Raw genomic sequence first — 25,536 nt, forward strand, 5'->3', positions numbered from 1 at the left:
CGACAGGCTGCGCATTATAGGGGATTTTGCCCGCCTTCGCGCAGGTTTGTGCCCGCCAGATTATCGCTGCAACACCGCACCGGGCAGCGCGGCGTCGCGCACAAAAGGCAGATGCTCACAGGCGTGCTGACGGGCAAAGCGGATAAACGCTTCCAGCACCGGCTGACGTTGCTCCCCTTCGCGCACGGCCGCATAAAGACGGCTCCACAGGCCATCGCCCAGCGTGCGGGTGACCACCAGACCCTGCTTCTCAAAACTCTCCACCACCCAGTGCGGCAGCGCGGCAATCCCCATACGTGCCGAGACCATCTGAATCATCAGCAGGGTATTATCCACACTTTTCAGTGCCGGACTGACGCCTGCGGGCTGCAGGAAGTGACGCCAGATATCCAGACGCTGACGCTGCACCGGATAGATCATCAACACCTCATCGGCTAGATCTTCCGGCGAAATCTGCTCAACCTTCGCCAGCGGGTGATCCGTTGCCAGCACCAGCCGCACTTCATAATCAAACATCGGGGAGTAGAACAGACCCGAGCGCGCCAGGATATCGGAGGTCAGCACCACATCCAGCTCACCCTGTTGCAGGGCGGGTTGAGGATCAAAGGTCACGCCCGATTTGAAATCCATCACCACCTGCGGCCAGCTCTGGCGGAATTTATCCAGCGCGGGAGTCAGCCACTGGATGCAGCTATGACACTCTATCGCCACCCGCAGCGTGGTCTGATGCGGCTCATGGCAGGCCTGCAATGCCTGCTGAATCTGCGGCAGCACCTGCTCTGCCAGCTGCAGCAGAATATCGCCCTGCGGCGTAAAGCGCAGCGGCTGACTTTTACGCACGAACAGGCGGAATCCCAGCCGCTGCTCCAGATCGCTGAACTGATGAGACAACGCCGATTGCGTCTGATGAAGCTGGGCCGCCGCCGCCGCCAGCGAGCCCGTATTGCGCAGAGCCTGAAGCGTCCGCAGGTGCTTGAGTTCGATCATGAGAGTCCTTCACATCGAAAATGAACATATTGCGCTTGAGCAATATACAGTACCCGCAGAGTATAGCAGTGTAAACATCTGGACGGCTAAACATCTTTGGCTGCCCATTTAAGCCAAAGTGAAAGATTATCTGGAGAACAGCACATGACTATCCTGAACCATACCCTCGGCTTTCCCCGTATTGGCCTGCGCCGTGAACTGAAAAAAGCGCTGGAGAGCTACTGGGCTGGCGACAGCACGCAGCAGGCATTACTGGCGACGGGCCGTGAGCTGCGTGCACGACACTGGCAACAACAGAAAGAGGCGGGCGTCGATCTGCTGCCGGTCGGCGATTTCGCCTGGTATGACCATGTGCTGACCACCAGCCTGATGCTGGGTAACGTGCCCGCGCGTCATCAGAACAAAGCCGGCACCGTGGACCTCGACACCCTGTTCCGCCTGGGACGCGGTCGTGCGCCGACCGGTGAGCCTGCGGCGGCGGCAGAAATGACCAAATGGTTTAACACCAACTATCACTACATGGTGCCGGAGTTTACCCAGGGTCAGACGTTTAAACTGACCTGGACCCAGCTGCTGGATGAGGTGGATGAGGCACTGGCGCTGGGACACAACATCAAGCCAGTGCTGCTGGGGCCGTTGACTTATCTGTGGCTGGGTAAAGTGAAGGGTGAGCCGTTTGAACGTCTGTCACTGCTGGAGGGGATTCTTCCGGTCTATCAGCAGGTGCTGGCGGAACTGGCTAAGCGCGGCATCGAATGGGTACAGATTGATGAACCCGCTCTGGCACTGGAGCTGCCGCAGACGTGGCGCGAAGCCTTCCAGCCGGCGTATGACGCACTGCAGGGTCACAGCAAACTGCTTCTGACCACCTATTTTGACAGCATCGGCCAGAACATTGATGTGATTCGTGCGCTGCCGGTGCAGGGGCTGCATGTCGATCTGGTCCATGGTCGTGATGATATTCAGCAACTGAATCAGCAACTGCCCGCCAGCTGGCTGCTGTCGCTCGGCGTGATCAACGGACGCAACGTCTGGCGCGCCGATCTGAGCCGCTGGTTCAGCCGCTTGCAACCGCTGACCAGAGCGCGTGAACAGGTGTGGATCGGCTCCTCCTGCTCGCTGCTGCACAGCCCTATCGACCTGAGCGTCGAGACCCGTCTGGATGATGAAGTCAACAGCTGGTTCGCCTTTGCGCTGCAGAAATGTGCCGAGCTATCACTGCTGAGTCAGGCACTCAACAACAACGATGCGACGGCGCTGGAAGCCTGGAGCGCACCGGTACACGCCCGCGCTCACTCCCGCCGCGTGCATAATGCGGCGGTGGGCCAGCGTATTAAGGCCATTACCCCACAGCACAGTGAACGCCAGAGCGCTTATCCGGTGCGGGCGGTCCTGCAGCGTCAGCGTTTCAATCTGCCAGCCTGGCCTACCACCACCATCGGCTCTTTTCCGCAGACCACTGAAATTCGCGGCCTGCGCCTCGACTTTAAACAGGGCCGGCTCGACAGCAACCATTACCGCACCGGCATCGCGGAGCACATTAAGCAGGCGATTCTCGAACAGGAGCGGCTGGGGCTGGATGTGCTGGTTCACGGTGAAGCGGAACGTAACGACATGGTTGAGTACTTCGGCGAACATCTGGAGGGGTTTGTCTTCACACAGAATGGCTGGGTTCAGAGCTACGGTTCACGCTGTGTGAAACCGCCTGTCATTATTGGCGATGTCAGTCGTCCGGAGGCGATCACCGTTGAGTGGGCCAGATATGCCCAGTCGCTAACCAACAAGCCGGTAAAAGGGATGCTGACCGGTCCGGTAACCATCCTCTGCTGGTCATTCCCGCGTGAAGATGTGTCACGCGAAACCATCGCGAAACAAATCGCGCTGGCGCTGCGTGATGAAGTCGAAGACCTGGAGAAGGCGGGCATCGGGATTATCCAGATTGATGAGCCTGCGCTGCGTGAAGGTCTGCCACTGCACCAGTCTGAATGGGCCGCCTACCTGAACTGGGCGGTGGAGGCCTTCCGACTGAATGCGGCGGTGGCGCGGGATGAAACCCAGATTCACACCCATATGTGTTACTGCGAATTTAACGACATCATGGACGCTATCGCGGCGCTGGATGCCGATGTGATCACCATCGAAACCTCGCGATCTGACATGGACCTGCTGGAGGCGTTTGAAAACTTCGACTACCCGAATGAAATCGGCCCCGGCGTCTACGACATCCATTCGCCTAACGTCCCCAGCGTGGAGTGGATAGAAGCACTGTTGCTTAAGGCGGCGAAACGTATTCCGGAAGCGCGTCTGTGGGTGAACCCGGACTGCGGTTTGAAAACACGTGGCTGGACGGAAACGCGTCAGGCGCTGGCGAACATGGTGACGGCAGCGAAGAAATTGCGTGGAGAAACGGCGTAGGGAATCGGGTCTGGTGGGGCGAAAAAACCAGGGGCGCATAAGCGCCCCTTTTTCATTTACTGCGATGCAACACCATACTGCCTGAACCAGGCCAGCATCCGCTGCCAGCCATCATTGGCAGATTCAGCATGGTAGCTTGCACGATAGTCAGCATTAAAGGCATGACCCGCTTCGGGATAGACGATGATCTCTGCGATCGCATTGGCGGCATGCAGTGCCTGACGCATCTGCTCGACGCTCTCCAGCGGGATACCCTCATCCTGGCCGCCATACAAACCTAATACTGGCGCATTCAGATCGACCGCAATATCAATAGGATGCTTCTGCTGCTTCAGCGTACGCTCACCGGTCAGTCGTCCATACCACGCCACGGCGGCGCGCAATTGCGGGTTATGCGCGGCGTAGAGCCAGCTGATGCGACCACCCCAGCAAAAACCGGTGATGCCCATGCGACGAATATCGCCGCCGTTGCGTGCGGCCCAGTTGGCGGCATGATCGAGATCGGCCAGCACCTGGCTGTCAGGCACTTTGCTGACCAGCTCGCTGAACAGCGTCGGGATATCGTTATACTCAGCGGGATCGCCCTCGCGAAAATAGAGCTCAGGCGCAATCGCCAGATAGCCTTCCAGCGCCAGACGGCGGCAGATATCCCGGATGTGTTCATGCACACCAAAGATCTCCTGCACGACCAGTACGACAGGCCACGGGCCTTCCGCTGACTGGGGTTTTGCAAAGAATGCCGGCATGTTTTCGCCCTGACTGGGCACTGAGGTTTCACCCGCGTGAATCGCCGGGCTGTCGGTAATGATGGTGGTGGAGGCGGTGGGCTGCACGGCAGGGGCAAAGCCGCCCGTCGCCGGTTTTTGTGCCATATTATCACTGGGTTTCATTATTCTCTCCGTGCAAGCATTTGCGCAATCACGTAACTATAGCCTGGCCGGAAAGCGTATGCGCCAGGTGTCGGGTCACAGAATCAGCAGCGAATAAAATCATCCTCCTCTTTAACATTGCGCTGACCCTGACACAGCCCCACTGAGAGCTATCCGCACCCGGAAGATGCTATTGTGTGATTGCTGTCACAATTTATCTTTCGGGAAATGTAACTTTCATTTTCTTAAGTGAATGTTGTCACATATTTATTGGGCGTGCTGGCGTAGAGTGGCGCGCTACCTTCCCTTAACAGGAGTCTGAAAATGACACAGTCTGACGTTTTCCATCTTGGCCTGACCAAAGCCGATCTGCAGGGCGCCACCCTGGCGATTGTGCCGGGCGATCCGGAGCGCGTGAAGAAAATTGCCGGACTGATGGAAGATGCCACGCATCTCGCCTCACACCGTGAATTTACCTCCTGGCTGGCAAAAATTGATGGTAAGCCAGTCGTGGTCTGCTCAACCGGCATTGGCGGTCCTTCGACCTCGATTGCGGTCGAAGAGCTGGCGCAGCTTGGCGTGCGTACCTTCCTGCGTGTCGGTACCACGGGCGCTATCCAGCCGCATATCAATGTCGGCGATGTGCTGGTGACCACCGCATCCGTTCGCCTGGACGGGGCCAGCCTGCATTTTGCGCCGATGGAGTTCCCGGCAGTGGCTGATTTCGCCTGCACCACCGCGCTGGTTGCCGCCGCAGAAGCCTGTGGCGCGAAAACGCATATCGGCATCACCGCCTCTTCTGACACCTTCTATCCGGGTCAGGAGCGCTACGACACCGTCTCGGGTCGCGTAGTCAGTCGCTTCAGGGGATCGATGAAAGAGTGGCAGGATATGGGCGTTCTCAACTATGAGATGGAATCCGCTACACTGTTAACCATGTGCGCCAGCCAGGGTCTGCGAGCCGGCATGGTGGCGGGCGTGATTGTGAACCGCACTCAGAAAGAGATCCCGGATGCGGTCACCATGAAACAGACAGAAAGTGACGCAGTGAAGATTGTGGTCGAAGCGGCGCGTCGCTTACTATAACGACCGCGTCTGGCAGCAGGTTTTTTGTCCAGACTCAAAACCTGCTGCCGGTAGTAAACGGCGCGTAACATCAGTGAAACCTGAGAGTTTTTATGCGCAATACGATTCCCGTCCGACGTCCTGCCCCTGGTGCTAATCCGGCCGCACTCAAAGCCATGCTGGAACGCAGTGCCGAACGTTTCCGTGCCGCCATGCAACAGGGCGACTATGCGCTGGCCGCTCAATGCTGTGAAGAGGTATTGCGCACGATGCCCAATCAGATGCAGGTGCTGAGCGACTACGCGCTCTGCCTGCTGCGTCTGGGTCAGTACAATAAGTCGTACAAAATCTACCAGAAGATTTATCAGTCGCCGCCCGCGGTGCAGGCTACCGCCTCCGAAACCTGGCTGGATGGCCTGACCGAAGTGTGTGGCTGGCTGGATAAAAAGGATGAGGTGGCGCGTCATGGGCTGGCCTCGCTGATGCGCTCTGATGCGCGTTTCAGTCAGGGGCAGCGCGCCACGTTTCCCGCTCCGCAACCGGAGCCTGTCGATCTCACTCATCCGCACCAGAATGTCATCGCTTTCTGCCTCTATGGCGATCAGCCGCGCTACTGTGAAACCTTAATCAAAAACGTTGAAGTGGCGCCTGAGCTCTATCCCGGCTGGGTCTGCCGCATCTACCTCGATGACAGCGTGCCGCAGCATGTCTGGCAGCGCCTTGACCAGCCGCACGTCCAGCTGATCGATATGTCCCACGAGAAAACGCTGTTTCCGACCCTGTGGCGTTTCCTGGTGATGGACGATCCTGGCGTGAAGCGTTTTATCGTGCGTGATGCCGACTCGCTGCTCTCGGAGCGCGAAGCGGCGGCGGTTAACGCCTGGCTGGCGTCGCCTTACTGGTTCCACCATATGCGTGACTACTTCTCCCATACTGAGCTGCTGCTGGCAGGGATGTGGGGCGGCTGTCACGGCGTCTTCCGGGATGTGGAACAGGCGATGCGCGATTTCATTGCGCAGTATCAGGGCAGCCAGCGCTTCACCGATCAATATTTCCTCAAGGTGGCGTTGTGGCCGACGGTGCGTGAAAGCCTCCTGAGCCACGATGCGCTGTTTCATTTTCATCAGGCCCAGCCGTGGCCTGACCATGCCCCCGTGCGCTGGCAGACGCCGCATTTCCATGTGGGCAGCAATGCCGGTTTTGCCAGTATGACCGGCAAATCCAGCGCCGCTGAGGGAAGCAGACAGCGCGTCGCGATCACCTCGGGCGGGACAACCTGGCACTATCTGGCGCAGGTTAAAAAGGGTGAGTGGCTATTGCCCATGCCGTTTTTCCTGATTGATGAGTGGCAGGCTGGCAAGCTCACGGTGGCGGCGCTGTAAGGCGCTGAATCCTGCTAAAATTATCTGGACATTCATACAGTGCGACTCTACCTTTCCCTCAGCAGCCTGAGTCGCGGGGGAAATCATGGATCAGCACATCATTATCAGCGCCTGTCTGGCGCTTGCCGGGTTAGGGATTGGCTGGATGCTGGCACAGTTACGTGCCGGCCATCAGGTCGCCAGTTTCCAGACCGAGCGCCGTCTGCAGGAAGAGGCGCAACAGCGTCAGCAGCAGCAGATCGAACAGCTTCAGCAGCAGACGCAGCAGCGTGAGCAGGAGCTTCGTCAGCTGCACGGCGCGCTGAGCGGCGCCAATGAGCGACTGCAACAGCTTGATTACTGGCGTAATGAAAGTGAGCAGCTTAATCGTGAACTGCGCAATCAGCTGGAGGTCAACAGCGCACAGGAAGCGGAGCTGCGTGAGGTGACCATTCGCCTTGAAGAGACCCGTTTCGCCGCAGAAGAGAAACAGCGCCTGCTGACCAACAGCGAACAACGCCTTAGCGCCCAGTTTGAAAACCTCGCCAACCGTATTTTCGAAAACAGCGGCCGTCGCGTCGATGAACAGAACCGGCAAAGTCTGGACGGGCTGATTGGTCCGTTGCGTGAACAGCTTGATGGCTTCCGTCGTCAGGTTCATGAAAGCTTTGGCGCAGAAGCGCGTGAGCGACATACCCTGACCCATGAAATCCGGCAGTTACAGCAGCTGAATGCGCAGATGGCGCAGGAGGCGCTTAACCTGACCAAAGCGCTGAAGGGCGATAATAAAATCCAGGGTAACTGGGGTGAAGTGGTGCTGAGCCGGGTACTGGAAGCTTCCGGACTGCGTGAAGGCTACGAATATGAAACCCAGGTGAGCATTCAGTCAGAACAGCAGGGCAGGATGCAGCCGGATGTGATTGTGCGCCTGCCGCAGGGCAAAGATGTGGTGGTGGACGCCAAAATGACGCTGGTGGCCTATGAGCGCTACTTCAATGCGGATGATGAGATCGTACGAGAGCAGGCTATTCAGGAACATGTCGCTGCCATGCGGGCGCACATCCGCCTGCTGGGACGAAAAGATTATCAACAATTGCCCGGCTTACGATCGCTGGATTATGTGCTGATGTTTATCCCGGTGGAGCCCGCCTTTTTGCTGGCCATTGACCGCCAGCCTGAGCTGATTGGTGAGGCGCTGCAGCAGAACATCATGCTGGTCAGCCCCACCACGCTGCTGGTGGCGTTGCGTACCATTAATAATCTGTGGCGCTATGAGCATCAGAGCCGCAATGCACAGCGTATTGCCGATCGGGCAACGCGGCTCTATGACAAGATGCGGCTGTTTGTCGATGACATGAGCGGCATTGGTCACAGCCTGGACAAGGCGCAGAACAGCTATCGCGAGGCGATGAAAAAGCTGTCAGAAGGGCGCGGCAACCTGATTGCGCAGACTGAAGGATTTCGTGCGCTGGGTGTGGAGATCAAACGACCAATTAATCCTCAGCTGGCCGAACGAGCCATGCCGGAAAACCGGGCGGCTGATGACGCAGATGATGACAGTGATGCGGATGAGAGTGAGATGCATGTGAGGCGCCTCCACGAATAGTATGGGCGCAGCGTGCCTGACTTCCGTGACTCTGATACACTTCGGGAAGTATTGTTTGTGGAGCAGGTAAAACCGATGGCAGATGAATCACAGCAGGAAACTACCCATTTTGGCTTTCAGACGGTTGCCAAAAGCGAAAAAGCTGACAAAGTCGCGGACGTGTTTCACTCCGTAGCGGCAAAATATGACCTGATGAACGATTTGATGTCGTTTGGCGTCCATCGTATCTGGAAGCGTTTTACCATTGACAGCAGCGGCGTACGTCGCGGTCAGCGCGTGTTGGATCTGGCGGGGGGTACCGGCGATCTGACGGCTAAATTTTCTCGCCTGGTGGGCGAAACGGGTCAGGTTGTACTGGCCGATATCAACAGTTCCATGCTGAAGATGGGCCGCGAAAAGCTGCGCAATCAGGGCGTGGTCGGCAACGTGAGTTACGTACAGGCCAATGCCGAAGCCCTGCCTTTCCCTGATAACTATTTCGACTGCATTACCATCTCTTTTGGCCTGCGTAACGTTACGGAAAAAGAGAAGGCGCTGGCCTCTATGTTCCGGGTACTCAAGCCGGGCGGACGCCTGCTGGTGCTGGAGTTCTCTAAACCCGTTCTGGATCCGCTGAGCAAAGCGTATGACGCCTACTCGTTCCACATTCTGCCGCGTATCGGACAGCTGGTGGCGCAGGATGCAGAGAGCTATCGCTATCTGGCCGAATCGATCCGCATGCATCCCGATCAGGAGACCCTGAAAGCGATGATGAACGATGTCGGTTTTGAAAATACCACTTACTCCAATATGACCGGCGGCATTGTGGCGCTGCATCGTGGATTTAAGTTCTGAGTGAGATGGTAATGAACCTGACGCCCTTGATTACCGCGGGCCTGGAAACGGCGCTGAACCGTATTCTCTATCGCGATCGTGGCCTGAAACCGGCGCGGCAACGCCTGAATGGCAAAGTGCTGACGCTGCGCCTGAATGAGTTCTCTCATCCGCTGGTGCTGGTCTTCAGTGAACAGCAGGTCGATGTGTTGGCTGACTGGCAGGATCGCAGTGACTGCACGGTGATCACCTCGCTGAAAACCCTGCCGAAGCTGCGCGATCGCCAGCAGCTGACGCCGCTGATCCGTAGCGGTGAACTGCAGGTTGAAGGTGACCTGCAGGTGGTGCAGCAGTTCTCTGCGCTGATGGATCTGGCTGAGCTGGATCCGGCAGAATATCTGGCTCCCTGGGTCGGCGATATCGCCGCACAGGGGATCAGCCAGCGCTCACAACAGGCATTACGCTTTTTCAAAGGTGAAGTGCAGCGTCGCCAGGATTATCTCGGACAGGCCATAACCGAAGAGTGGCGTGTTGCGCCTGGCTCGCTGGAATTAGCCTGGTTTTCTGAGGAGGTCGACGCGATGGAACGTTCGCTTGAGGCGCTTGATGCGCGTCTGGCGCAGCTGGAGGCAAAATGAGTTTTGGAGAGATCCGCCGCTTATATCTGATCATGAAGGTGTTTCTGACCTATGGCCTTGATGAACTGATTCCTCAGACACGCCTCACTTTCCTGTTCCGCCTGTGGCGTCGCTCTGTTTTCTGGATCCCTAATCTGCATCAGCATGAACCGATCGGCGCACGTATGCGCATGGCGATGGAGCAGCTGGGTCCGGTCTGGATCAAGTTTGGCCAGATGCTGTCGACCCGTCGTGATCTCTTCCCGCCGCTGATTGCCGATCAACTGGCGATCCTGCAGGACCGTGTTGCGCCGTTCGATGGCGTCAAAGCCAAAGCGCAGATTGAAGCTTCAATGGGCGCGCCGATTGAAACCTGGTTTGATGATTTTGATATCAAGCCACTGGCTTCGGCATCCATTGCGCAGGTGCACACCGCCACGCTGAAATCAACTGGCAAGAAAGTGGTGATCAAAGTGATTCGCCCCGATATTTTGCCGGTGATTCGGGCGGACATGAAGCTGATCTATCGCCTGGCCCGCTGGGTCCCGCGCCTGTTGCCGGATGGCCGTCGTCTGCGTCCGGTCGAGGTGGTGCGCGATTATGAGAAAACCCTGCTTGATGAGCTGAATCTGTTACGTGAAGCGGCCAACGCCATTCAGTTGCGCCGGAATTTTGAAGATAGCCGCATGCTCTATGTGCCGGAAGTCTATTCCGACTACTGCAGCGAAACCATGATGGTGATGGAGCGCATCTACGGCATTCCGATTTCAGATGTTGCCACGCTGGAGCGTCATGGCGTTAATATGAAGCTGCTGGCAGAACGTGGCGTGCAGGTCTTCTTCACCCAGGTCTTCCGCGACAGCTTCTTCCATGCGGATATGCATCCTGGCAATATTTTTGTCAGCTATGAACATCCGGAAGATCCACAATATATCGGCATCGACTGCGGTATCGTGGGTTCACTGAACAAAGAAGATAAGCGCTATCTGGCTGAAAACTTTATCGCCTTCTTCAACCGTGACTACCGTAAGGTCGCGGAGTTGCACGTTGACTCAGGCTGGGTGCCGCCCGATACCAACGTAGAAGATTTCGAGTTTGCGATTCGTACGGTCTGCGAGCCGATTTTTGAAAAACCGCTGGCTGAAATCTCCTTCGGGCATGTGCTGCTGAACCTGTTCAACACCGCACGCCGCTTTAATATGGAAGTGCAGCCGCAGCTGGTCCTGCTGCAAAAAACGCTGCTCTATGTTGAAGGCATCGGCCGTCAGCTCTATCCGCAGCTCGACCTGTGGAAGACAGCCAAGCCCTTCCTGGAAGAGTGGATCAAAGATCAGGTGGGATTACCGGCTATTATCCGTGCGGTAAAAGAGAAAGCGCCATTCTGGGCTGAGAAGCTCCCTGAGCTGCCGGAGCTGTTTTACGACAGCATGCGCCAGCACAAACTTTTGCGGCACAGCGTCGATAAATTAGTGGGCGATATGAATGCGCAGCGCGTCCGGCACCATCAGGCGCGTTACCTGTTCGGCGTCGGTGCAACGTTGCTGTTAAGCGGAACGGCTGTGCTGCTCACCCGACCGGATTGGGACTTTTTCCCGGCGGTTTTGATGGCCGCAGGAATTGTCTCCTGGTTAATCGGCTGGCGTAAGACAAACTGATTGTCACGTCCGTCTAAAAAAAGGTAATGTCGCTGGCTCAGGCCCGGTTGAAAAGGGCACTCTGTGGTGCATTACCTCATCGTTTTCACAGAATATTAGAGGCTATCTCATGGGCGGTATCAGTATCTGGCAATTGTTAATCATTGCCGTGATTGTTGTACTTCTGTTCGGTACCAACAAATTACGTAATCTGGGTTCAGATTTGGGTTCTTCGATTCGTGGCTTCAAAAAAGCCATGGGTGACGAGGACGACAAAAAGGATCAACCGAAAGAGCAGGACGCTGACTTCGCTGCCAAAACGCTGGCGGACAAACAGCAAACTTCGGCTAACAAAGAAGAAGCCAAGAACGACAAGCAGGTGTAAACCGTGTTTGATATTGGTTTTAGTGAACTGGTATTGGTGTTCGTGATCGGGCTGATTGTACTCGGCCCGCAACGTTTACCGGTTGCGGTGAAAACCGTGGTCGGCTGGATCAGGGCGATTCGTTCGCTGGCAGCCAATGTACAACATGAACTGGCGCAGGAGCTCAAGCTGCAGGAGTTGCAGGAGAGCCTGAAAAAGGTGGAAGAAGCGGGCCGTGGCACGCTCTCACCTGAGCTGAAAGAGTCGATGGAAGAGCTGCGTAAAACTGCGGATTCAATGAAACGCTCGGTCAGTCAGAGCATCGACATTGAAAAAGAGGAAGACGAGGCAAACACCATCCATTCGGCTCAGCACAGGCCCGCGCCTGCTCCGGCTGAGCCTTCGGCGACACCGGCTACAGCAGAACATCAGGCCAGTGCCCCGGCACAGACACCGTCTGCGGTTTCAGACTCAGGCCCGGCGGTGCAGCCCTCTGCCGCACCTTCTGCCGTCGCCAATGCTCCTGCACCGGCTTCTTCAGCGGTTTCATCAGGTCCGGCGGTGCAGTCCTCTGCCGCACCAACCGCTGTGGCCAGCGCACCGGCACAGGCGCCCGCTGGCGACGTTGCCAGGCCGGCAGATCCTGCGCGTCATTCCGCTACCCCCTCTTCTGCAAGTGATGAACGATAATGGCCGTTGAAGATACCCAACCGCTCATCAGTCATCTGATTGAGCTGCGTAAGCGACTACTGAACTGCATCATCGCCGTATTAGGGATTTTCCTGGTGCTGGTTTATTTCGCCAACGACATCTACCAGCTGGTCGCGGCACCGCTAATCAGCCAGATGCCGGTGGGCTCCAGCATGATCGCGACCGATGTGGCCTCACCGTTTTTCACCCCGATTAAGCTGACCATTATTGTGTCGGTGTTTCTTGCGGTGCCGGTGATCCTCTATCAGGTCTGGGCATTTGTCGCCCCGGCGCTTTACCGTCATGAGCGCAGGCTGGTTATGCCGCTGCTGTTTTCCAGCACCTTCCTGTTCTACTTCGGCGTGGCCTTTGCCTATTTCGTGGTCTTCCCGCTGGCATTTGGTTTTTTCACCAAGACAGCGCCGATCGGCGTGACTGTAGCAACGGATATCTCCAAATACCTCGACTTTGTCATGACGCTGTTTATGGCATTTGGCGTGGCGTTTGAAGTGCCGGTGGCGATTGTGTTGCTGTGCTGGACCGGTATCACCAGCCCGGAAGAGTTGAAGAAGAAACGTCCCTATATTCTGGTGGGCGCCTTCGTGGTCGGGATGTTGCTCACACCGCCGGATGTTTTTTCCCAAACTTTGCTCGCTATTCCGATGTACTGCCTGTTTGAAGTCGGCGTATTCTTTTCCCGTTACTATGTGGGTAAAGGCCGCCGGTTACAGGATGAAGAAGAGAATACCGACTCCTGATGCGGACAGCTTTACCCGCACTGGCGGGAAGCGATTAATCCAAACCGCCCTGATGGGCGGTTTTTGTTTATAAACTGTGGGAAAAATTATGTTTGATATCGGTGTAAACCTGACCAGCACGCAATTCGCCTCCGACCGGCAAAAGGTGGTTAAACGCGCGCGTGATGCGGGCGTCACCGGCATGCTTATTACCGGCACTAACGCGCTGGAGAGCCAGCAGGCTCAGCGACTGGCTGAAGATCAAGCGGGCTTCTGTTGGTCTACCGCGGGCGTCCATCCTCATCATGCCAGCGAATGGTCAACGGAAATTGCCAGCACCCTGCGTCGCCTGGCTGAAAAACCGGAAGTGGTTGCCATCGGTGAATGCGGACTCGATTTCAATCGCAATCTGTCGGCTCATGAGCAGCAGGAGTATGCGTTTGATGCGCAGCTGGCTCTGGCGGCGGAACTCAATATGCCGGTCTTTCTGCACTGCCGCGAAGCCCATGCGCGTTTCGCCGCAGTACTGGCGCCCTGGCTGCCAAAATTGCCTGGCGCGGTGATCCACTGCTTTACCGGCACGCGTGATGAACTGGAAGCCTGTCTGGGCATGGGATTATCGGTAGGGATTACGGGCTGGGTATGCGATGAGCGCCGTGGTCTGGAGTTGCGCGAGCTGCTGCCACTGATTCCGGCCGATCGCCTGCTGCTGGAAACGGATGCCCCATATCTGCTGCCGCGCGACATGCGTCCACGCCCGACTTCGCGCCGTAATGAACCCTGCTTTTTACCGCATATTGTGCACCAGGTGGCGACATGGCGTGGTGAGAGTGCTGAGGAACTGGCGACCCGCATCGACCATAATGCGCGGACGTTATTCAGACTGGCTTAAATCTTGCGAAACTGCTTGTTGTCGACGCTGCGCATTACCTGCTTGTTCAGCAAATTAAGCAACAGAATTGAGCGCGTTTCACCATCCGGCTCGGCAAAGATAGCGCGCAGCCCTTCAAACGTCCCGTCGGTGATGACCACTTCATCACCGCTTTGCGGCGTTTCAGGGTCAAGCAGGATTTGCGGGACGTCTGTTTCCAGCGCTTCAATCACGGCTGAAGGCACTGTCGCGGGCGTCGTGCCAAAGCGCACGAAGTGGCTGACGCCACGGGTGCTGCTGATCGTCGTGGTGTGAATGGCTTCCGGATCAAACTCGATAAACAGATAATTCGGGAACAGTGGCTCACTCACGGTGGTGCGTTTACCGCGCACGATCTTTTCCAGAGCGATCATCGGGCTGAGGCAATGCACTTCCTGCCGCTCCAGATGCTCCTTCGCGCGCAGTAGCTGTCCACGTTTGCAATAGAGTAAGTACCAGGATTCCATAACTGCTCCCATTGAATGGACGCTAAGAATAGCAAACCTGTTGCCAGAGTTATAGCGCAGGGGCAGGGTAAAGCGTCCCGCAAAGAAAATAAACTGAGACTTTTCTTAAGATGCCAGAGGGCAGCAGAAAAGGTGACTGAAAATTGACGTCTGCTATTGCTCTGTATCAGACTCAATGACCATCACATCTGCAAAAGGATCCTCTGATGGAACTCTTTCTGTTGAGCAACGGCAAGCTGGCGGATGATGCGCCGCTGCTGGGCTATGCGCAGCCGCAGCTGCACGCCATGATCGCCCGACGCGCTATCCGCTCGGCGGTACTGATCCCCTACGCGATTATTCGTGGCGATCAGCAGCAACGCGCCGCCGAACTCAGTGCCTCACTGGGCATTCAGGTTGAGCGGGTTCAGGCATTCGCCTCACCGGCTGAAGCGATTGCGCAGGCAGAGCTGATTTTAGTCAGCGGCGGCAACACGTGGTTCCTGAATCAGATGCTGCATGAGCAGGGTCTGATCGGGGCGATTCAGCGCGCGGTGCGGGAGCGGCAGGTACCTTATGTCGGCTGGAGCGCAGGCTGCAACGTGGCGACGCCCTCAATCCGTACCACGAACGATATGCCGGTGCGCAGCAGCGTGGTGCTGCCTGCGCTGGGACTCTTTCCGGTGCAGATTAATCCCCACTATCTGGATGCCAGCGTCAGCGGTCATATGGGCGAAACCCGTGACGAACGGCTGGCAGAGTTCTGTGCAGTTAATCCGACAGAGTCGGTGATTGCACTGCGTGAAGGCAGTTTTCTGCACGTTCACGACAATCAGCTGCGCTATCACAGCGTGCGAAACGAAGATTTTAAACTGTTTCGCCACGGCGAGCCGATTCAGGGGTATCACGATGCCCGCGCGTTACAACCGCTGGTTCCCTTTCAGTGCGTATGACGCTGCCATATAAACCTCAGCATAACCGCTTAATCAGACCTATAATGGCCGATTCACTCTGGCCGGAAAGCTAAAGCCGCATGAAATATCACGATTTAAGAGACTTTCTCGCGCTGCTCGAACAGCGCGGTGAGCTAAAGCGCATTACCCAGTCGATCGATCCTGAACTGGAAATGACCGAAATCGCCGACCGCACTCTGCGTGCCGGTGGCCCGGCTCTGCTGTTTGAAAACCCGAAAGGGTACGACATGCCGGTGCTGTGCAATCTGTTCGGCACACCAAAGCGTGTGGCAATGGGCATGGGCCAGGAAGAGGTCAGCGCACTGCGTGAAGTGGGTAAACTGCTGGCCTTCCTGAAAGAGCCGGAGCCGCCAAAAGGCTTCCGCGATCTGTTCGATAAGATGCCGCAGTTTAAGCAGGTCCTGAACATGCCGACCAAACGCCTGCGCAATGCACCCTGTCAGGAAGAGGTGTTCAGCGGCGATGAAGTCGATTTGACGCGTATTCCGGTGATGAAGTGCTGGCCGGGCGATGCGGCACCGCTGATTACGTGGGGGCTGACCGTGACGCGCGGCCCGCACAAAGAGCGGCAGAATCTCGGTATCTACCGGCAGCAGGTGATCGGCAAAAATCGGCTGATTATGCGCTGGCTGTCGCACCGTGGCGGCGCGCTCGATTATCTGGAGTGGACGAAAGCGCATCCGGGTGAGCGTTTTCCGGTCTCGGTGGCGCTGGGTGCCGATCCCGCCACTATCCTTGGAGCTGTAACGCCGGTGCCTGATACGCTGTCAGAATATGCGTTCGCCGGGTTGCTGCGCGGCAATAAAACCGAAGTGGTGAAATGCCTCTCGAACGATCTCGAAGTCCCCGCCAGCGCGGAAATCGTGCTGGAAGGGTATATTGAAGCGGGCGATATGGCGCCGGAAGGGCCTTACGGCGACCACACCGGCTACTACAATGAAGTAGATAGCTTCCCGGTGTTTACCGTTACGCATATTACGCAGCGCCATAAGCCTATCTATCACTCCACCTATACCGGCCGTCCGCCAGATGAACCTGCGGTGCTGGGTGTGGCGCTGAATGAAGTGCTGGTGCCGATTCTGGTGAAGCAGTTCCCGGAGATCGTGGACTTCTATCTGCCGCCAGAAGGATGTTCATACCGGCTGGCGGTCGTGACGATTAAAAAGCAGTACGCGGGGCATGCCAAACGTGTCATGTTTGGCGTCTGGTCGTTTCTGCGGCAGTTCATGTACACCAAATTTGTTATTGTGTGTGACGATGACGTTAATGCGCGTGACTGGAACGACGTGATCTGGGCGATCACCACGCGTATGGATCCGGCCCGCGATACGGTATTAGTGGAAAATACCCCAATCGATTATCTCGATTTCGCTTCGCCCGTTTCCGGGCTGGGATCGAAGATGGGGATGGATGCGACCAATAAGTGGCCAGGTGAAACGCAGCGCGAATGGGGTACACCTATCGTCAAAGATCCTGCGGTCACCGCGCGCATTGATGCTATCTGGGATGAGCTAGGTATTTTTGATCAGCCGCCACAGCGTTGATGGCGAGCACAACCATAAAGACGACCCGACAGAGGGAACGCATGACAACGTTAAGCTGTAAAGTAACTTCGGTTGAGGCGATTACCGACACGGTCTATCGCGTTCGCCTGATCCCTGAAGCGGAATTCAGTTTTCGCGCGGGACAGTATCTGATGGTAGTGATGGACGAGCGTGACAAGCGTCCGTTCTCACTGGCCTCAACGCCGATGGAAAAAGATATCATTGAGTTGCATATCGGCGCGTCCGATCTGAACCTCTATGCCATGGCCGTCATGGATCGCATCCGTAACGATCGCCAGATTACGGTTGATATGCCGCACGGCGATGCCTGGCTGCGTGAAGAGAGCAGCAAGCCGCTGATCCTGATTGCAGGCGGCACCGGTTTCTCCTATGCCCGTTCGATTCTGCTCACTGCACTGGCGGAACAGCCAGAGCGCGATATCGCCATTTACTGGGGCGGACGTGAGCTCAAGCATTTGTACGATCTGGAAGAGCTGGATGCGCTGGCAGTGAAGCACCCGAACCTGAAGGTGATTCCGGTTGTCGAGCAACCTGAAGCGGGCTGGCAGGGCCGTTCAGGTACGGTACTGACAGCAGTAATGCAGGACTTCAGTACGCTGAGCGAGCATGAGATCTACATCGCCGGACGTTTTGAGATGGCGAAGATTGCCCGCGATCGTTTCTGTGCCGAGCGTGGCGCAGTGGAGTCACAGATGTATGGCGATGCGTTTGCCTTTATCTGATTCCCTGTAGCAGCCTGTAGCAGACAGAAAAAACCCGCCGGTTTACGGCGGGTAAATCTGGCAAAGTAAGACTCAACGTATTACAGACGCTCGAATACGGTCGCAATGCCCTGACCCAGTCCGATGCACATGGTGGCGAGGCCAAAACGGGCGTCGCGTCGCTCCATAATATTCAGCAACGTTGTGCTGATGCGTGCGCCGGAGCAGCCCAGCGGATGGCCTAACGCAATCGCGCCGCCATTCAGATTGACCTTATCATCTATCCGTTCCAGCAAACCTAAGTCCTTGATGCAGGGCAGCGTCTGCGCGGAAAAGGCTTCATTCAGCTCAAACACATCGATATCACTGACGCTCAGTCCCGCCCGTTTCAATGCCAGTTTGCTGGCCGGTACCGGTCCATAACCCATTATCGAAGGATCACAGCCCACCACCGCCATGCTGCGGATGCGCGCACGCGGTGTCAGCCCCAGTTCACGGGCGCGTGATTCACTCATGACCAGCATGGCGGCCGCGCCATCTGACAACGCCGACGACGTACCCGCCGTGACGGTGCCGTTAACCGGATCGAAGGCGGGTTTGAGTGCCGCCAGTCCTTCGGCGCTGGTCTCCTCGCGAATCACCTCATCGAAGTCATAGCGTTTAAGAATGCCGTCGCTGTCGTGACCATAGGTGGCGACAATCTCTGTTGCAAAGTCCCCACGCTGGGTGGCCTGCCAGGCCCGCTGGTGTGAACGCAGGGCAAATGCATCCTGCTGCTCACGGCTGATATGATGCATTCGCGCCAGCATTTCAGCCGTTAAGCCCATCATGCCTGCTGCTTTTGCCACAGTACGGCCCAGACCGGGATGAAAGTCGACGCCGTGATTCATCGGCACATGTCCCATATGCTCCACGCCACCGATCAGACAGCACTGCGCATCGCCGACCATAATGGCGCGGGCCGCATCATGCAGCGCCTGCATTGAAGAGCCACAAAGTCGGTTGACGGTGGTGGCCGGCACTGAATGCGGGATTTCGGCCAGCAGCGCAGCGTTACGCGCGATATTAAATCCCTGTTCCAGCGTCTGCTGTACGCAGCCCCAGACGATATCGTCCAGTGATGTCGGGTTCACCGCCGGGTTGCGGCTCAGGAGTTCGCGCATCAGGTGCGCAGAGAGATCTTCAGCGCGCACGTGACGAAAGGCGCCGCCTTTTGAACGTCCCATTGGCGTGCGCACCGCATCAATAATCACCACATTTTCCATCTTTTTGCCCTCAGGCGCTTTTCAGCGCGGCTTCATCAATCGGTTTGGCGGCGGGATACCAGCTTTCATGCTGATGGGCTTTCTGCACCAGCAGCGCAGGCAGGGCATATAAGCCACCGAGCGCGCTATAACGCCGGGCCTGATCCACCACATTGCTGTTGCCCAGGGTATCGAGATAGCGGAAAGCGCCGCCACGGAAAGGCGGGAAGCCGAGACCATAGACCAGCGCCATATCCGCTTCCGCTGGCGAGGCAATAATCTTCTCTTCCAGGCAGCGCACTACTTCATTCAGCATTGGCAGCATCATGCGATTCAGGATCTCTTCGTCGCTGAAGACCCGCTTAGGCTGGCAGACCTGCTCCAGCAGCGTATCCACTTCGGTATCAGCCACTTTTGTCAGTTTGCCCTTTTTATCTTCTTCCCAGCGCCAGAAGCCTTTGCCATTTTTCTGGCCAAAACGACCGGCATCAAACAGCAGATCGATCGCATCACGATAGTCATGCTTCATACGATCCGGGAAACCGTCAGCCATGACGCTTTGCGCGTGGTGCGCGGTATCGATGCCGACCACATCCAGCAGCCATGAGGGGCCCATCGGCCAGCCAAACTGTTTTTCCATCACTTTATCAATCTGACGGAAATCGGCGCCGTCGCGCAGCAGCAGGCTGAAAGCGGCGAAGTAAGGGAACAGCACCCGGTTAACAAAGAAGCCCGGACAGTCATTCACTACGATCGGGGTTTTGCCCATTTTGCTGGCCCAGGCCACCACTTTGCTCAGGGTCGCTTCACTGGTTTTCTCGCCACGAACCACCTCTACCAGCGGCATACGCGGTACCGGATTGAAGAAGTGCATGCCGCAGAAGTTTTCAGGACGCTGCAGCGCCTGCGCCAGCTGGCTGATGGGAATGGTCGAGGTATTGGAGGCCAGAATCGCATCTTCACGCAGATGTTGTTCGGTTTCCGCCAGCACTTTTGCCTTGATCAGCGGGTTTTCTACCACCGCTTCAACCACCACATCAGCCTGTTCAAAACCGGCGTAATCCAGCGTGGGCTGGATAGTGGCGATCACACTGGCGAGTTTGTTGCCGTCGATTTTGCCGCGTTCCAGCAGCTTATTGAGCAGCTTGCTGGCTTCGTTCATCCCCAGCGTTAACGCCTGTGGATTAATATCTTTCATTCTGACCGGCACGCCTTTCCACGCAGACTGGTAGCTGATGCCGCCACCCATGATGCCTGCGCCCAGTACCGCTGCCTGAGCGGGTGCGCCGCTTTCGCTGCCGCGCTTTTTCGCCAGACCTTTCACATACTGGTCGTTGAGGAAGATGCCGACCAGCGCGCGTGCTTCATCAGACTGGGCCAGCGGCACAAACGCTGCGGTTTCAAGCTTCAGCGCGTCATCGCGGCTAAGGCTGGCTGCAGCTTCAATGGTTTTTACCGCCATCAGCGGAGCGGGATAATGCTTGCCTGCGGTTTGCAGCACCATGGCTTTCGCGATAGTGAAGCTCATGGCCGCTTCAATCGGGCTGAGTTTCAGCGGAGCCAGCTTAGGGGCCCGGCGGGCGCGCCAGCTGCCATCAGTGGCAGCGACCTTAAGCATGGTGATTCCCGCCTCACGCAGTTTCTCGCGAGACACCACGGCATCGACCAGACCGAGTTTAAGAGCGGCATTGCCATCGACATCTTTTCCCGCCGCAATAATTTCCAGCGCACTGTCGGCGCCCAGCAGGCGCGGCAATCGCACGCTGCCGCCAAATCCCGGCATGATGCCGAGTTTGGTTTCCGGCAGGCCAATACGGGCGTCCGCAGTAGCGATACGCAGATCGGTTGCCAGTACGCATTCACATCCGCCGCCCAGTGCATAGCCGTCAATGGCGGCCAGAGTCGGTACCGGCAAATCTTCCAGACGATTGAAGATGCTGTTGGCGTAACTCAGCCACTGGCTCAGCTTTTCGGTGGGTGCATCAAACAGTGAAAGGAACTCGGTGATATCTGCCCCTACAATAAATGCAGGTTTAGCGGAGCTCAGCAGCAGGCCGCGCAGTTCTGGCTGCTGCTCCAGCACAGCTATTGCCTCGCCCAGGCTGGCGACAGTTTGCGTATCGAGCTTGTTGACCGAGCCCGTAGCGTCAAAAACCAGCTCGGCGATGCCATCGTCCAGCCAGTGAAGAGTAAGGTTAGCGCCTTGGTAGAGCATGTGCGTCTCCTGAAACCGCGAAAGGTGATCTGGTCATACCAGATGATCGTGAGTGTGGGAGCGATGTTAATTTTTTGCAAACTGGTCTTTGCTTATTTGCTAACAAGATCACAGCTGCGCCGACTTCGGCATCTGCGCAAGGGGTATGCTAAACTGCGGCCATTTCGCGACACTGGAGAGACGTCAATGGATTCACTGAAGACCTTGTATCACGCGCACATCGCCACGTTGCAACAACGGGCGCAGCAGGTGCTGGCACGCAATAAACTGGATGCGATGTTGATCCATTCCGGTGAGTTGTTGACGGTGTTTCTGGATGATCACACTTATCCGTTTAAGGTGAATCCGCAGTTCAAGGCCTGGGTGCCGGTGACGCAGGTGCCCAACTGCTGGCTCTGGATTGATGGGGTGAACAAACCGAAACTGTGGTTCTACTCTCCGGTGGATTACTGGCATAACGTTGAACCGTTGCCGGATAGCTTCTGGACCGGGGATGTCGACGTTATCGGCCTGAAAAATGCGGATGAGATAGCGCAGTTGCTGCCTGCACAGCGTGATAACGTCGCCTATATCGGCCCGGTTAACGCGCGTGCGTCTCAGCTCGGCATCGCCTCTGGCAATATTAATCCCAAAGCGGTAATCGACTTCCTGCACTTCCATCGCAGCATCAAAACTGATTATGAACTCGCCTGTCTGCGCCAGGCGCAGAAGCTGGCGGTTGCCGGTCATCGCGCGGCGAAAGAGGCGTTCTCGGCGGGCTTAAGTGAGTTCGATATCAATCAGGCGTATCTGACCGCTACCGGTCATCGCGACACCGATGTACCTTACGGCAATATCATTGCGCTGAATGAGCACGCTGCGGTGCTGCACTACACCCGGCTGGATCATCAGCCACCGGCGAAACGCCATAGCTTTTTGATTGATGCGGGTGCCGAGTATCTTGGCTATGCCGCTGATTTGACCCGCAGCTATGCGGCGCAGAGCAGTTCGCTCTATGCCAGAATGGTTGAGGCGATGAACACTGAAGAGCTGGCCCTGATAGCCACGCTGAAACCGGGCGTACGCTACACCGATTACCACCTTCAGATGCATCAGCGTATTGCGAAGATGTTGCTGAAGTTTGAGCTGGTTCAGGGAATCAGCGAAGAAGCGCTGGTGGCTGAAGATCTGACCGGTCCGTTTATGCCACATGGCCTGGGGCATCCGCTGGGTCTGCAGGTCCATGACGTTGCCGGTTTTATGCAGGATGAGCAGGGCACCCATCTCGCCGCGCCAGCGCAATATCCTTATCTTCGCTGCACCCGCGTGCTGCAACCGGGCATGGTATTAACCATTGAGCCGGGCTTCTATATTATTGATTCGTTACTGAAGCCGCTGCGTGAAGGTCGTTTCAGTCAGCACTTTAACTGGCAGGTCATTGATGCGCTTCGGCCTTATGGCGGGATTCGTATCGAGGATAACGTGGTGATCCATGCGCATCGCGTTGAGAACATGACCCGCGATCTGCATCTGGCCTGATGGAGGCCTTTGATATTCCCGCTGTGCCAGTAAGCAGCAGTGAGGAGACAATTAAAAAGAGTCGCTTCATTACGCTACTGGCGCACACCGAGGGTGCAGAGGCGGCGCGCGCGTTTGTCCAGCAGGTTAAAAGCGAGCATCCCACTGCCCGGCATCACTGCTGGGCCTGGGTAGCGGGCGCGCCGAATGATTCTCAGCAACTCGGTTTCTCTGATGATGGTGAACCTTCGGGTACGGCAGGGAAACCGATGCTGGCGCAACTGATGGGCGCGGATATTGGCGAGATTACCGCTGTGGTGGTGCGTTACTACGGCGGCATCATGCTGGGAACCGGCGGCTTAGTGAAAGCGTATGGTGGTGGCGTCCAGCAGGGGCTTAAGCAGCTGCCACGGCAGCGCAAAGTGCCGATGAAGCTGTTCACTTTGCAATGTGACTATGCGCAGCTCAGTGATATTGAACGGCTGGTACAGCGTTTTGAAGGTAAGGTGACCGACAGCCAGTTTCAGGATCGTATTGCGTTGACGCTGGCTGTACCTTACGGACAGATCGACGGGTTCAAAAAAAATCTGTCAGACTTTAGTCGGGGCGCGTTATCGCTGATCCCGCTCACACCATGATGTTCATCTCTTTTATTTAAAGGAACGGCTGAATGCACTTTCGCGCCATTACCCGCATAGTCGGTCTGCTGGTGATCCTCTTTTCAGTGACGATGATTTTGCCCGGCCTGGTCGCCTTAATTTATCGCGATGGCGCAGGGCGGGCGTTTAGCCAGACTTTTATGATGGCGCTGGTGATCGGCTCGCTGCTGTGGTGGCCGAATCGCAAAAAGAAAACCGAACTCAAACCGCGGGAAGGGTTTCTGATTGTGGTCCTGTTCTGGACGGTGCTGGGCAGCGTAGGGGCGATGCCCTTTATCTTTGCCGAACAGCCGCATCTTTCGGTGACGGATGCGTTCTTTGAATCTTTCTCTGGCCTGACAACCACCGGTGCCACCACGCTGGTGGGGCTGGACTCGTTGCCTAAGGCGATTCTCTTCTATCGGCAGATGCTGCAGTGGCTGGGCGGTATGGGGATCATCGTATTAGCCGTGGCGATACTGCCGATTCTGGGCGTCGGGGGCATGCAGCTCTATCGCGCTGAAATGCCGGGGCCGCTGAAAGATAATAAAATGCGACCGCGTATCGCCGAGACGGCTAAAACACTCTGGCTGATCTACGTCCTGCTGACGATAGCCTGTGCGCTGGCATTGTGGCTGGCGGGAATGCCAGCGTTTGATGCTATCGGCCACAGTTTCTCGACTATCGCCATTGGCGGCTTCTCAACCCATGATGCCAGTATCGGCTATTTTAACAGTGGCACTATCAATACCATCGTGGCGGTGTTTCTGCTGATCTCCGGCTGCAACTACGGCCTGCACTTTGCCATGTTAAGCGGACGCAATCTGCGTGTGTACTGGCGCGACCCTGAGTTCCGCATGTTTATTGGCGTTCAGCTGACGCTGGTGTTGATCTGTACCCTGGTGCTCTGGTTCCATAATGTCTATGAAAGTGGCTGGCAGACGCTGAACCAGGCCTTTTTCCAGGTGGTCTCCATGGCGACGACGGCGGGATTCACGACCGACAGCATCGCACGCTGGCCATTGTTCCTGCCGGTACTGCTGTTGTGCTCCGCCTTTATCGGCGGCTGTGCCGGTTCAACCGGCGGTGGTCTGAAGGTGATTCGCATACTGCTGTTATGCAAGCAGGGTAACCGTGAGCTTAAGCGTCTGGTTCACCCCAATGCGGTCTACACCATTAAGCTGGGCAACCGGGCGCTGCCGGAACGTATCCTTGAAGCCGTATGGGGATTCTTCTCGGCTTATGCGCTGGTGTTCCTGATCAGCATGCTGGCGATCATCGCTACCGGTGTTGATGACTTCTCGGCTTTTGCTGCCGTTGCCGCGACGCTCAATAACCTCGGCCCTGGCTTAGGGGTCGTAGCTGATAACTTCACTTCAATGAATGACGTGGCGAAATGGATTCTTATTTCCACCATGTTGTTCGGGCGTCTCGAGGTATTCACCTTGCTGGTGCTGTTCACGCCTACTTTCTGGCGTGAATAATTAATAAGGATGCTGACATGAAAGCGCTGATTCTCTATTCCACTCGCGACGGACAAACCAAGAAGATTGCCTCTTCTATTGCTGATGTGATCCGCCAGCAGCAGCAGTGTGATGTACTGAACATTCAGGATGCCACTCTGCCTGACTGGGCACAGTATGATCGCGTGTTAATTGGCGCATCTATCCGCTATGGCCATTTTCAGCCGGTCGTTGATAAGTTCGTTAAACAACACCTTCATGAGTTGCAGCAGCGTACCAGCGGTTTCTTTTCGGTGAACCTGACGGCGCGCAAACCTGAGAAGCGCTCTCCTGAAACCAATGCCTATACGCAGAAGTTCCTGGCACACTCGCCGTGGCAGCCTGATTGCTGTGCCGTGTTCGCAGGCGCGCTCTATTATCCGCGCTATCGCTGGTTCGATCGCGTCATGATTCAGTTGATTATGCGCATGACCGGTGGTGAGACAGATTCGACGAAAGAAGTGGAGTATACGGACTGGCAGCAGGTAAGCACTTTTGCCAATGATTTTGCACAGTTACCAGGCAAATCGTAGCGAAATAGCGCGATTTGATGAAAATTACTGCGAACGATAATCTTTTCGTAATAAACACTTGTCAGCCCGCGCGAACTCCCTATAATGCGCCTCCACTGACACGGCAAACCGGAAACGGAAAACGGGTCAGGAGGCACAGGAGACTGCGCCGCC

General features: G+C 56.4%; 23 protein-coding genes. 18 read left to right on the top strand and 5 right to left on the bottom strand.

Going from position 1 to position 25,536, the window contains the following annotated elements; genetic code table 11:
- Positions 1 to 60: 60 nt before the first annotated feature.
- Positions 61 to 987 (bottom strand): HTH-type transcriptional regulator MetR, encoded by a 927-nt coding sequence (gene metR / locus HFD87_RS17695; protein ID WP_010257274.1) that lies wholly within the window; start codon positions 985 to 987, stop codon positions 61 to 63.
- Positions 988 to 1,131: 144 nt separating this feature from the next.
- Between metR and metE the strand changes: the two genes are divergently transcribed.
- Complete coding sequence (gene metE / locus HFD87_RS17700) at positions 1,132 to 3,402, top strand: 5-methyltetrahydropteroyltriglutamate--homocysteine S-methyltransferase (protein ID WP_167423731.1); 2,271 nt, start codon at positions 1,132 to 1,134, stop codon at positions 3,400 to 3,402.
- Between the two features lie 56 nt (positions 3,403 to 3,458).
- On the opposite strand, the gene HFD87_RS17705 is transcribed toward metE, so the two are convergent.
- Positions 3,459 to 4,292: a dienelactone hydrolase family protein gene (locus HFD87_RS17705; protein ID WP_167423732.1), complete on the bottom strand. Its 834-nt coding sequence runs from the start codon at positions 4,290 to 4,292 to the stop codon at positions 3,459 to 3,461.
- A gap of 303 nt (positions 4,293 to 4,595) precedes the next feature.
- On the opposite strand from HFD87_RS17705, the gene udp reads away from it, so the two are divergent.
- The 10 genes from udp (at position 4,596) to tatD (ending at position 14,050) form a co-directional block, all read left to right on the top strand.
- The gene (gene udp / locus HFD87_RS17710; RefSeq protein ID WP_045140888.1) at positions 4,596 to 5,357 is read left to right on the top strand and encodes a uridine phosphorylase; all 762 of its coding nucleotides are present in this window, start codon (positions 4,596 to 4,598) and stop codon (positions 5,355 to 5,357) included.
- Positions 5,358 to 5,449: 92 nt separating this feature from the next.
- Positions 5,450 to 6,718, top strand: coding sequence for a tetratricopeptide repeat protein (locus HFD87_RS17715; RefSeq protein ID WP_154210632.1), 1,269 nt, complete (start codon positions 5,450 to 5,452; stop codon positions 6,716 to 6,718).
- A gap of 85 nt (positions 6,719 to 6,803) precedes the next feature.
- Positions 6,804 to 8,303, top strand: a complete 1,500-nt coding sequence (rmuC, locus tag HFD87_RS17720; protein ID WP_060681469.1) for a DNA recombination protein RmuC — start codon at positions 6,804 to 6,806, stop codon at positions 8,301 to 8,303.
- A 75-nt stretch (positions 8,304 to 8,378) separates the two neighbouring features.
- Positions 8,379 to 9,137, top strand: a complete 759-nt coding sequence (gene ubiE, locus HFD87_RS17725) for a bifunctional demethylmenaquinone methyltransferase/2-methoxy-6-polyprenyl-1,4-benzoquinol methylase UbiE (RefSeq protein ID WP_008926452.1) — start codon at positions 8,379 to 8,381, stop codon at positions 9,135 to 9,137.
- 11 nt (positions 9,138 to 9,148) lie between these two features.
- Entirely contained in the window at positions 9,149 to 9,754 is a 606-nt protein-coding gene (locus tag HFD87_RS17730) for an SCP2 domain-containing protein (RefSeq protein ID WP_010257253.1), read from the top strand.
- Positions 9,751 to 11,388, top strand: a complete 1,638-nt coding sequence (gene ubiB, locus HFD87_RS17735) for a ubiquinone biosynthesis regulatory protein kinase UbiB (RefSeq protein WP_010257248.1) — start codon at positions 9,751 to 9,753, stop codon at positions 11,386 to 11,388. The genes HFD87_RS17730 and ubiB overlap by 4 nt, the downstream gene beginning before the upstream one ends.
- 109 nt (positions 11,389 to 11,497) lie before the next feature.
- Positions 11,498 to 11,752: a Sec-independent protein translocase subunit TatA gene (gene tatA / locus HFD87_RS17740; RefSeq protein ID WP_010257244.1), complete on the top strand. Its 255-nt coding sequence runs from the start codon at positions 11,498 to 11,500 to the stop codon at positions 11,750 to 11,752.
- A gap of 3 nt (positions 11,753 to 11,755) precedes the next feature.
- Complete coding sequence (gene tatB / locus HFD87_RS17745) at positions 11,756 to 12,421, top strand: Sec-independent protein translocase protein TatB (protein WP_033759483.1); 666 nt, start codon at positions 11,756 to 11,758, stop codon at positions 12,419 to 12,421.
- Positions 12,421 to 13,179, top strand: a complete 759-nt coding sequence (tatC, locus tag HFD87_RS17750) for a Sec-independent protein translocase subunit TatC (protein ID WP_062759643.1) — start codon at positions 12,421 to 12,423, stop codon at positions 13,177 to 13,179. Before tatB ends, tatC begins: the two co-directional genes overlap by 1 nt.
- Positions 13,180 to 13,267: 88 nt before the next feature.
- The gene (tatD, locus tag HFD87_RS17755; RefSeq protein WP_010257234.1) at positions 13,268 to 14,050 is read left to right on the top strand and encodes a 3'-5' ssDNA/RNA exonuclease TatD; all 783 of its coding nucleotides are present in this window, start codon (positions 13,268 to 13,270) and stop codon (positions 14,048 to 14,050) included.
- On the opposite strand, the gene rfaH is transcribed toward tatD, so the two are convergent.
- A complete protein-coding gene (gene rfaH / locus HFD87_RS17760) occupies positions 14,047 to 14,535 on the bottom strand; it encodes a transcription/translation regulatory transformer protein RfaH (protein WP_010257230.1) in 489 nt (162 codons plus the stop codon). The two genes, tatD and rfaH, sit on opposite strands and share 4 nt — an antisense overlap.
- A gap of 206 nt (positions 14,536 to 14,741) precedes the next feature.
- Between rfaH and pepE the strand changes: the two genes are divergently transcribed.
- The 3 genes from pepE (at position 14,742) to fre (ending at position 17,775) form a co-directional block, all read left to right on the top strand.
- Positions 14,742 to 15,467, top strand: coding sequence for a dipeptidase PepE (gene pepE / locus HFD87_RS17765; protein ID WP_010257226.1), 726 nt, complete (start codon positions 14,742 to 14,744; stop codon positions 15,465 to 15,467).
- Positions 15,468 to 15,547: 80 nt separating this feature from the next.
- Entirely contained in the window at positions 15,548 to 17,032 is a 1,485-nt protein-coding gene (gene ubiD, locus HFD87_RS17770; protein WP_010257222.1) for a 4-hydroxy-3-polyprenylbenzoate decarboxylase, read from the top strand.
- 41 nt (positions 17,033 to 17,073) lie between these two features.
- Entirely contained in the window at positions 17,074 to 17,775 is a 702-nt protein-coding gene (fre, locus tag HFD87_RS17775) for an NAD(P)H-flavin reductase (RefSeq protein WP_010257219.1), read from the top strand.
- Between the two features lie 80 nt (positions 17,776 to 17,855).
- Here the strand turns inward: fre and fadA are convergent, their stop codons facing one another.
- On the bottom strand, positions 17,856 to 19,019 hold the full coding sequence (fadA, locus tag HFD87_RS17780) for an acetyl-CoA C-acyltransferase FadA (protein WP_167423733.1): 1,164 nt from the start codon (positions 19,017 to 19,019) through the stop codon (positions 17,856 to 17,858).
- A 10-nt stretch (positions 19,020 to 19,029) separates the two neighbouring features.
- On the bottom strand, positions 19,030 to 21,213 hold the full coding sequence (fadB, locus tag HFD87_RS17785) for a fatty acid oxidation complex subunit alpha FadB (protein ID WP_167423734.1): 2,184 nt from the start codon (positions 21,211 to 21,213) through the stop codon (positions 19,030 to 19,032).
- Positions 21,214 to 21,399: 186 nt separating this feature from the next.
- Here fadB and pepQ point away from each other — a divergent pair, with 186 nt between their 5' ends.
- From pepQ to hemG, 4 genes are read left to right on the top strand one after another with little or no spacing between them, the layout of a single operon-like run.
- The gene (gene pepQ / locus HFD87_RS17790) at positions 21,400 to 22,731 is read left to right on the top strand and encodes a Xaa-Pro dipeptidase (RefSeq protein ID WP_122889811.1); all 1,332 of its coding nucleotides are present in this window, start codon (positions 21,400 to 21,402) and stop codon (positions 22,729 to 22,731) included.
- Complete coding sequence (locus HFD87_RS17795) at positions 22,731 to 23,348, top strand: IMPACT family protein (RefSeq protein ID WP_010257205.1); 618 nt, start codon at positions 22,731 to 22,733, stop codon at positions 23,346 to 23,348. The genes pepQ and HFD87_RS17795 overlap by 1 nt, the downstream gene beginning before the upstream one ends.
- Before the next feature lie 32 nt (positions 23,349 to 23,380).
- Positions 23,381 to 24,832 carry a Trk system potassium transporter TrkH gene (gene trkH, locus HFD87_RS17800; RefSeq protein ID WP_010257200.1) on the top strand — a complete coding sequence of 484 codons (1,452 nt, stop codon included), beginning with the start codon at positions 23,381 to 23,383 and terminating at the stop codon, positions 24,830 to 24,832.
- A gap of 17 nt (positions 24,833 to 24,849) precedes the next feature.
- Positions 24,850 to 25,383 (top strand): menaquinone-dependent protoporphyrinogen IX dehydrogenase, encoded by a 534-nt coding sequence (gene hemG / locus HFD87_RS17805; RefSeq protein WP_033773286.1) that lies wholly within the window; start codon positions 24,850 to 24,852, stop codon positions 25,381 to 25,383.
- The last annotated feature ends 153 nt before the right edge of the window (positions 25,384 to 25,536 follow it).

The organism is Pantoea sp. EKM21T (assembly GCF_011800405.1).
Lineage (GTDB): Bacteria > Pseudomonadota > Gammaproteobacteria > Enterobacterales > Enterobacteriaceae > Pantoea > Pantoea agglomerans.

Bases quoted from the DNA above. Each gene is read 5' to 3' on its own strand.
- metR (WP_010257274.1), bottom strand. From the start codon at position 987: ATGATCGAACTCAAGCACCTGCGGACGCTTCAGGCTCTGCGCAATACG.
- metE (WP_167423731.1), top strand. From the start codon at position 1,132: ATGACTATCCTGAACCATACCCTCGGCTTTCCCCGTATTGGCCTGCGC.
- HFD87_RS17705 (WP_167423732.1), bottom strand. From the start codon at position 4,292: ATGAAACCCAGTGATAATATGGCACAAAAACCGGCGACGGGCGGCTTT.
- udp (WP_045140888.1), top strand. From the start codon at position 4,596: ATGACACAGTCTGACGTTTTCCATCTTGGCCTGACCAAAGCCGATCTG.
- HFD87_RS17715 (WP_154210632.1), top strand. From the start codon at position 5,450: ATGCGCAATACGATTCCCGTCCGACGTCCTGCCCCTGGTGCTAATCCG.
- rmuC (WP_060681469.1), top strand. From the start codon at position 6,804: ATGGATCAGCACATCATTATCAGCGCCTGTCTGGCGCTTGCCGGGTTA.
- ubiE (WP_008926452.1), top strand. From the start codon at position 8,379: ATGGCAGATGAATCACAGCAGGAAACTACCCATTTTGGCTTTCAGACG.
- HFD87_RS17730 (WP_010257253.1), top strand. From the start codon at position 9,149: ATGAACCTGACGCCCTTGATTACCGCGGGCCTGGAAACGGCGCTGAAC.
- ubiB (WP_010257248.1), top strand. From the start codon at position 9,751: ATGAGTTTTGGAGAGATCCGCCGCTTATATCTGATCATGAAGGTGTTT.
- tatA (WP_010257244.1), top strand. From the start codon at position 11,498: ATGGGCGGTATCAGTATCTGGCAATTGTTAATCATTGCCGTGATTGTT.
- tatC (WP_062759643.1), top strand. From the start codon at position 12,421: ATGGCCGTTGAAGATACCCAACCGCTCATCAGTCATCTGATTGAGCTG.
- tatD (WP_010257234.1), top strand. From the start codon at position 13,268: ATGTTTGATATCGGTGTAAACCTGACCAGCACGCAATTCGCCTCCGAC.
- rfaH (WP_010257230.1), bottom strand. From the start codon at position 14,535: ATGGAATCCTGGTACTTACTCTATTGCAAACGTGGACAGCTACTGCGC.
- pepE (WP_010257226.1), top strand. From the start codon at position 14,742: ATGGAACTCTTTCTGTTGAGCAACGGCAAGCTGGCGGATGATGCGCCG.
- ubiD (WP_010257222.1), top strand. From the start codon at position 15,548: ATGAAATATCACGATTTAAGAGACTTTCTCGCGCTGCTCGAACAGCGC.
- fre (WP_010257219.1), top strand. From the start codon at position 17,074: ATGACAACGTTAAGCTGTAAAGTAACTTCGGTTGAGGCGATTACCGAC.
- fadA (WP_167423733.1), bottom strand. From the start codon at position 19,019: ATGGAAAATGTGGTGATTATTGATGCGGTGCGCACGCCAATGGGACGT.
- fadB (WP_167423734.1), bottom strand. From the start codon at position 21,213: ATGCTCTACCAAGGCGCTAACCTTACTCTTCACTGGCTGGACGATGGC.
- pepQ (WP_122889811.1), top strand. From the start codon at position 21,400: ATGGATTCACTGAAGACCTTGTATCACGCGCACATCGCCACGTTGCAA.
- HFD87_RS17795 (WP_010257205.1), top strand. From the start codon at position 22,731: ATGGAGGCCTTTGATATTCCCGCTGTGCCAGTAAGCAGCAGTGAGGAG.
- trkH (WP_010257200.1), top strand. From the start codon at position 23,381: ATGCACTTTCGCGCCATTACCCGCATAGTCGGTCTGCTGGTGATCCTC.
- hemG (WP_033773286.1), top strand. From the start codon at position 24,850: ATGAAAGCGCTGATTCTCTATTCCACTCGCGACGGACAAACCAAGAAG.